Source organism: Enterobacter sp. TCD1-1, from assembly GCF_020567405.1.
GTDB lineage: Bacteria > Pseudomonadota > Gammaproteobacteria > Enterobacterales > Enterobacteriaceae > Enterobacter > Enterobacter quasiroggenkampii.
The window spans coordinates 1-549 of the sequence record NZ_JAJCXF010000015.1 but is presented as its reverse complement, the minus strand read 5'-3'; the positions used below and the strand labels follow the sequence as shown (position 1 = coordinate 549).

The following is a 549-nucleotide window of genomic DNA, read 5'->3' as shown; positions in this document are numbered from 1 at the left end:
AGCAGATGCCACCGGCTGAATATGAAAACCTATATTATCAACGGCTCAGAAGTGTCTAGATTATCCGTAGCGATTCACAACGCCTTTCTCCCTATATCCTCTTAGAGCTTCCTGAATTGCCTGGTCAGGAACACTCCTTTCCGATTCCGCAGTAGGTATAAAATAATCAAGGGTATGTAACACCGTCAACGACACACGATTAATATCATTCAAAACATTGGAGCATTCTGTAAAGAGCTGTTCTAGTTTTTCAGACTGAATTTCCAGCATTTTTTTTCGCAATTCGTTACGCTGTGTGAATCTTGCCCCCAGCCAAACGGCAGTCAGCGTCACAACAGGTGTGATAATTTCTTTCCATTCAAAAGCCATTCCTTTTTTCTCCTTTAGGCTCCAGAAAAGAAACAATCAAATACCATATCAAGCGATATCCCTGTAAGCACAATGAGCTATCCGTAGTGCACTTCAATTTAAATGCTCCTGAATTTCCTCTTATGCGTTATTCCCTTCCAGCCAAACGCCTACACTGCTGCCGCATACCTTCAAAAATAC

General features: G+C 41.9%; 1 protein-coding gene. It reads right to left on the bottom strand.

The annotated features are described in order from the left end of the window. Positions 1–60: 60 nt before the first annotated feature. The gene (locus LJA86_RS22160) at positions 61–369 is read right to left on the bottom strand and encodes a hypothetical protein (protein ID WP_229226728.1); all 309 of its coding nucleotides are present in this window, start codon (positions 367–369) and stop codon (positions 61–63) included. Positions 370–549: the final 180 nt, after the last annotated feature.